The sequence below is a fragment of the Niastella populi genome (genome assembly GCF_002078015.1).
Lineage (GTDB): Bacteria > Bacteroidota > Bacteroidia > Chitinophagales > Chitinophagaceae > Niastella > Niastella populi.
This window is the reverse complement of the sequence record NZ_LWBP01000218.1, coordinates 41570-48029: the sequence shown is the minus strand read 5'-3', so window position 1 is coordinate 48029 and position 6460 is coordinate 41570. Positions and strand designations below refer to the sequence as shown.

Below are 6460 nucleotides of genomic sequence, written 5' to 3'. Positions count from 1 at the left end.
AACCACAAACCATAAACCACAAACCATAAACAGGCATCCGTTTTTGCTAAACACCGATCTTCGATCCATAAATACTTGCCCATGGATCGCTACCTCAAACTCACGCTCCTCATTATGCTGTGCAACTGCACAACGCTCAGGTCACAATACAACTGGTCGAAAGCTGCCGATAGCGCACAACTGGCGCTAACCACACAATACTGGTCGGCAGAAGAGAAATACTACACACACGATAATGAAAAGAATACCGCCTTCGACTACTGGTGGAATGCGCATGCTCTCGATGTACTGGTAGATGGTTATATCCGTACAAAAGATGCTGCGTATAAACAACGCATGGACGAACTGCTCACCGGAATGCATAAAAAGAATGGCGACAAATGGGAGAACAACTACTACGACGATATGGAGTGGCTTGCCATGGCATGTATTCGTGCATATGACGCCACCAAAGACAAAAAGTATAAAGACCTCGCCCAAACCTTATGGGAGATGATAAAAACCGGCTGGACCGATGTGCACGGCGGTGGCGTGATGTGGGCTAAAGATCACCCGAATTCGAAGAACGCCTGTTCAAACGGGCCGGCCTGCATTATTGCTGCACGGTTATACCGGCTTAATAAAAATAAAGATGATCTCAACTGGGCAAAAAAAATATATCAATGGCAAAAGGCCAATCTTATCGATTCCACCCGAGGTGTGGTATGGGATGGCGTTGGCAATAAAAAAGAAAGTGCAACCTATACCTATAATCAGGGAACATGGGTGGGCAGCGGTATAGAACTCTACACTATTACCCGCGACGCTCAATATTTATCAGATGCCGTGCGTACCGCCAGTTACGTGGTCACTGACAGAAACAGGTTCTCGCCCAATGGGATCTTAAAAGGCGAGAACAGCGGCGACGGCGGTCTGTTCAAAGGCATTTTTATCCGCTATCTTACCCAACTGCTACGCGATGGCAGGCTCAAAGCGGATATAAAATCGCTATACACCAGCTATCTTAAAACAAACGGTGAAAGCGTGGTGTCGAAAGCTATCCTGCGCCCGGTTTATCTGATCGGCACAAACTGGGTAACACCACCGGCAACGGATAAAATGGATTGTTCTATTCAGCTCAGCGGAATTATGTTACTCGAAGCGCTGGCGCAGTTAAAACTTTGAATTTTGAGTTAAGGGTTTTTCAAAAAATATACACCCGGTATTTATTATTAGCTAAACAAGTAGCTTTACAATTCAAATTAAACTTGCTAGAATGAAAAGGCGGAACTTTATACAGCAGACCACCCTGGCAGGAGCCGGCTTGTTACTTACTAACATGCGTGGCTTTTCTGCAACAAATAATACGCTTCAGTTCCCGGTAGTTCGTACCCCGGCAGATAAAAGAAATTTTACCAGTGAAGCGGTTGAAAAAGCCATCAAAGAATTCCAGGCAAATGTAAAGCAACCCGAGCTGGCCTGGTTGTTTGAGAATTGTTTTCCCAATACACTCGATACCACTGTATTTCATACAACGCAGAACGGCCGCCCCGACACTTATGTGATCACCGGTGATATCGATGCCATGTGGCTGCGCGACAGCAGTGCACAGGTATGGCCCTATCTGGCGTTTATGTCGCAGGATAAACCCCTGCAACAACTGGTTGCCGGTGTTATCAATAAACAAACGGCCTGCATTTTGAAAGATCCCTATGCCAATGCGTTCTTTAACGATCCGCAGAAAAAAAGTGAATGGGAAAAAGACCATACAGAAATGAAACCCGGTGTGCATGAGCGCAAATGGGAGATCGACTCATTGTGTTACCCCATCCGCCTTGCTTACCGCTACTGGAAACTCACCGGCGATACGTCGCCTTTCGATGCGCAATGGCAGCAGGCCATCAAAGCTACCTACACCACCTTCCGCGAACAGCAACGCAAGAACGGTCATGGCCCGTACAAATTCCAGCGTACCACGCCATTTGCAACCGATACATTGCCAATGAACGGTTATGGATATCCTGTAAAACCGGTTGGACTGATCTGCTCTGCATTCCGCCCAAGCGATGATGCAACGGTGTATTCATTCCTCATTCCTTCAAACTTCTTTGCAGTAGTGAGTTTGCGTCAGGCCGCTGAAATGCTCACAGCAATTGCAAAAGATACAGCCACCGCCGCACAACTAACCGCACTGGCCAGTGAAGTAGAGAAAGCATTGCAGCAACACGCCATTGTTGCGCATAAGACATTTGGTAAAGTATATGCGTACGAAGTGAACGGTTTCGGCAGTTATAACCTGATGGATGATGCCAATGTGCCCAGTTTACTCGCGATGCCTTACCTCGGTTCGGTAAAAGCAACTGACCCGGTTTATCAAAACACACGCAAACTGGTATTGTCGGCTGAGAACCCGTTCTTCTTTAAAGGAACAGCCGGTGAAGGTATTGGCGGGCCGCACGTAGGTTATGATATGATCTGGCCCATGGCCATCATCATGCGGGGGCTTACCAGCAGCAGCGATGCAGAGATCAAAAGCTGTATTCAACTGTTGCAAAAAACACATGCCGATACGGGTTTTATGCACGAAGCATTTCATAAAGACGATCCCAAAAAGTTCAGCCGTAAATGGTTCGCATGGGCAAATACGCTGTTCGGTGAGTTCCTTTGGAAAACGTATAAGGAGAAACCGGCGTTGATAGGTTAACCGGGTGAAATTAAATAGGCAAGTTATTTTATATGTAAAATACTGTATTTGTATTTATAACATTCCCTCCTGTTTCTTTAATGAAAACAGGAGGTTTTTTTTTGCTTTATTGAGACTGGCTATTAATTTCGTGTGCCTGATACAATTAATTCAGTGCATAACATAGTATAACATTAATGGATATGTTCATAAGTGTTATCGATTTAACTGCATCCTTTATCCGTAAAAGAAAGACTGTTTACCCTTGTAATGATAAACCGTTTCAACCCTGTTTTACCAGGCCTTATGCTGGTTATTTCGTGGCTGTGTGGAAATAATGCAGTGTACGCGCAGCTTACCGTTGGCCCAACCGGCATGTTTATTAAAGGCGCCACAACCATTTCTGTCGACAGCCTCGTATTACAACCTTCAGCAGATGTTACATTAGCCAATCTGAGTATAACGCATACAGCTACACCGGTAGGTGGCATAGGAGGCAATAGCATCCGGCGGGTATATACTTTCAGTCAGCCGTTTTCCTTTACCGGAACAGTGGGGCTGCATTATGCAGAAAGCGAACTGAATGGAAATACAGAGCCGGTACTGGCTTTCGCTTACAAGCGCGCTTCCGATGGAGTATGGATAACCACCACCGGCAGTGCAGTCGATACAGACGGCAACTATATCACCGAAACACTCGCCGCACCCCCCATTCTGATGATCACTGCCACCAGCAGCAGTGTTACATTGCCCATCGTTTTACGGTTTTACAATGCAAGGGAAGAGGCCGGTAAAGTTAGGCTTGAATGGCAAACATCCCTTGAGCAGGATGTAGACCGTTTCGAGGTTGAACGATCTGAGGATGGCCGGAACTTCTCACATCTTACTTCTGTAAAAGCCGCCAATGTTGCTACCGGCTGGCAGTATACGGCATACGATAACCATCCTGCTACAGGTTATAATTATTACCGCCTGTTGCAATACGACCTCAGCGGAGATAAAAAAGACCTCGGTATCAGAACGGTATGGTCAGGCGCCGGTAATAATATGGAGGTTACAGCCTATCCTAACCCGGCTACCCAGGCGATCAGCCTGCGTTTGCGACCTTCAGGCGAAGAACCGCTGCATGTGATGCTATTCACAGCACAGGGCGCTTTGGTTTATTCCGAAGATATTCAGCTGCAACCCGGCCAAAGCAACTATCCGCTGCAAATAAGGACCATGCCGCCGAAGGGTGAATATTTTCTCAGGATCACCTCCGGTAAAGGGTTTAACCGCGTGTTGAAAGTAAGTATACAATAAACAAACAGGAGTCTTCATTCAGGCATAGTAATGCACTTGTGCCAGACATCTTTTTTTGAACTCAATGAAACAGTACAATATGAGAATATATCTTATTTTATCCGCAATATGTATGGCTTCTTTGGTAAATGGCCAGGTGGGTATTGGAACCAATACGCCGCTTGCCCGTTTACATGTTGTAGACAGCAGTGTATTATTTTCTGCACCAAACGACGTGCCTGCCACGCCAACAGCACCGCCGGTCAATGGCGCAGGGCGCCGGATGATGTGGTATGCCGATAAAGCTGCTTTCCGTGCAGGATATGTAGGAAGTTTTGGAAGCACCTATTGGGATATGGCCAATGTAGGTAAATACTCATTTGCTGCAGGATACAATACGCGGGCAAGCGGTGAGAATTCATTTGCCATGGGCAATGGTAATACTGCCAGCGGTAATTCGTCAGTCGTATTAGGCATGAATGCTACAGCGTCTGGGGAGCGATCTTTTGCTATGAACGGTATTGCTACCGGAACAGGTGCTACTGCCCTTGGCAGCAACTCACAGGCCGGAGGAGAGGAGTCTGTGGCACTGGGAGCTTCTTCCATTGCCCTCGGTCTTTATTCCACTGTGATCGGGCCCAGTATTGCAGTCGGAGATTTTGCCACTGCCATTGGTTTACAAAACCGCGCCGGGGGACGATATTCTTTGGCTATGGGTAAGAATGCCCGTACCATTCACCAGGGCGCCTGTGTTATCGGCGATGCCAGTGCGCAATTCACCAGCGACAGTGTATACAGCACCGCGAGTAACCAGATGACCATGCGGTTTGTAAATGGTTTTCGCTTCTTTACCTCTATGAATCTTTCTGGTGGCGTAGAAGTGTACGCGGGCGGAGGCTCATGGTCTTCCTTAAGCGATAAACGCAAAAAGGAAAATTTTAAAGAGCTCAATAAAGAAGAAGTGCTAACCAAAGTAGCAGCCCTTCCTGTAACCACCTGGAATTACAAAAGCCAGCCTGCCGATCAACGGCATATTGGCCCCATGGCGCAGGATTTTTATGCCGCCTTTCAACTCGATGGCGTAGGCAACGATACTACCATCAACACGGTAGATATCGATGGCGTGAACATGGTTGCCATACAGGCCCTGGAAAAAAGAACTACGCTGTTACAGCAGGAAAACGAGCAACTGAAGAAACAACTGGAAATGATGAACCAGCGTTTCGAGGCTTTGGAGAAAATGATCAGCAATCAGGGCAACCCTAAAAATAAAAAGGCGCCAGTTACAAAGTAACTGGCGCTCTGATGGTATAAAAGCGGTTACGTTACTTGCTTATCAGGAGTTGGTAATTAGGAAATCGGGAATCAGGAAAATCATAAAAGATGAGCCCTTTGCAAAATAGCGAAGGGCTCGTCTTTTTAATTGTATTCCATTATCGAATTATCACATTTGCAAATTAAGGATGCGTGCATTCATGAAACGAATCACCCGCCGGATAACTGAATGAATTTACCAGTTTCCACCTGGCCTTATACATGCCAAAGCTGGTGTTTTTGAATACAGTGGCTCCGTTCAGGTCAGTGATCACATCTGTACGCCAGGTTTCACCACCCTTGCCGTTGGCCGCGTCGATGATGGTAGTATAACCAGCCGGCCCGCTGCTGATAGATTTTACTTTCGAGATATTGGCGCCCGCTGAATTCTTAATTAACGTAAACACACCGGTATTTACATTGACCCTATATACATGATTGCTGTTCGATAACCACAGATCGGTAGTACTACCGTGCACCGGAAACAGATCGTGCGCATTACCCTGGGGCATGGTATAGGTTTTCTTCAAGGTGAGGGTCGGACTGCCGCAACTGTTATTATAACTGAAGGCTTTCAGCTTATCCTTTCCGGCGGCCCACAACAGTTTATTGGTGCGGTCCCACACTACGTTGTGCACATCTTCGAACATTACCTTACCACCCTGTTTGCTGTCATCATTGATATAAGAATCAACGGTAAAGATCAGTAAGTAGCCGCCCGTGGTGGATGCAGTTACTACATTGCCATTCGGCAACAATTCGGCAGAATGCGTATTGCCGCCGGCATAATCGTACCAAATGGCTTTTTTGGTTGACACATTGATAATAGCAACGCCGCCACCGGACGCGGTGGCCAGAATGTATTTGCCGCTGTATACAGGTTTGGCTTCGCTAAGATTGCTGAACCAGCCCTGCGCGCCGGAGCGGATCATGGCATAGGAGGCGGTAGGTTTCCACTCCCAGGTGATCTTATTGCCATTGGCCACATCGACCATTACAATGCGGGCATTTTTCTGATCGCAAATGATCATTTCTTTGGCGGTCGCTTCTTCACTGGCGACTACTTCTGTGGTGAGCAGTTCACCGGCATCATCGCTAGCAGGCGGCCGCTGCGACATTTCCCGGCTACAACCCAATGTAATTAAGAGGGAAATGAACAGCGAAAAGGAAAAGATTCTTCTCATGGATAATCGTTTAATAAAT

At 46.9% G+C, this 6460-nt stretch carries 5 protein-coding genes; 4 read left to right on the top strand and 1 reads right to left on the bottom strand.

Annotated features, from left to right (window positions below):
• Positions 1 to 81: 81 nt before the first annotated feature.
• The 4 genes from A4R26_RS28535 to A4R26_RS28520 all read left to right on the top strand — a co-directional run bounded on the left by A4R26_RS28535 (position 82) and on the right by A4R26_RS28520 (position 5237).
• Positions 82 to 1164, top strand: a complete 1083-nt coding sequence (locus A4R26_RS28535) for a glycoside hydrolase family 76 protein (protein WP_081169948.1) — start codon at positions 82 to 84, stop codon at positions 1162 to 1164.
• Positions 1165 to 1255: 91 nt separating this feature from the next.
• On the top strand, positions 1256 to 2683 hold the full coding sequence (locus A4R26_RS28530; RefSeq protein ID WP_081169947.1) for a glycoside hydrolase family 125 protein: 1428 nt from the start codon (positions 1256 to 1258) through the stop codon (positions 2681 to 2683).
• A gap of 285 nt (positions 2684 to 2968) precedes the next feature.
• Positions 2969 to 3964 carry a T9SS type A sorting domain-containing protein gene (locus tag A4R26_RS28525; protein ID WP_165760447.1) on the top strand — a complete coding sequence of 332 codons (996 nt, stop codon included), beginning with the start codon at positions 2969 to 2971 and terminating at the stop codon, positions 3962 to 3964.
• Between the two features lie 112 nt (positions 3965 to 4076).
• A complete protein-coding gene (locus A4R26_RS28520; RefSeq protein ID WP_165760446.1) occupies positions 4077 to 5237 on the top strand; it encodes a tail fiber domain-containing protein in 1161 nt (386 codons plus the stop codon).
• A 163-nt stretch (positions 5238 to 5400) separates the two neighbouring features.
• Here the strand turns inward: A4R26_RS28520 and A4R26_RS28515 are convergent, their stop codons facing one another.
• Entirely contained in the window at positions 5401 to 6441 is a 1041-nt protein-coding gene (locus tag A4R26_RS28515; protein ID WP_081169944.1) for a DUF6528 family protein, read from the bottom strand.
• Positions 6442 to 6460: the final 19 nt, after the last annotated feature.

Excerpts from the sequence above, each read along its gene's own strand:
- A4R26_RS28535 (WP_081169948.1), top strand. The coding sequence starts at position 82 with ATGGATCGCTACCTCAAACTCACGCTCCTCATTATGCTGTGCAACTGC.
- A4R26_RS28530 (WP_081169947.1), top strand. The coding sequence starts at position 1,256 with ATGAAAAGGCGGAACTTTATACAGCAGACCACCCTGGCAGGAGCCGGC.
- A4R26_RS28525 (WP_165760447.1), top strand. The coding sequence starts at position 2,969 with ATGCTGGTTATTTCGTGGCTGTGTGGAAATAATGCAGTGTACGCGCAG.
- A4R26_RS28520 (WP_165760446.1), top strand. The coding sequence starts at position 4,077 with ATGGCTTCTTTGGTAAATGGCCAGGTGGGTATTGGAACCAATACGCCG.
- A4R26_RS28515 (WP_081169944.1), bottom strand. The coding sequence starts at position 6,441 with ATGAGAAGAATCTTTTCCTTTTCGCTGTTCATTTCCCTCTTAATTACA.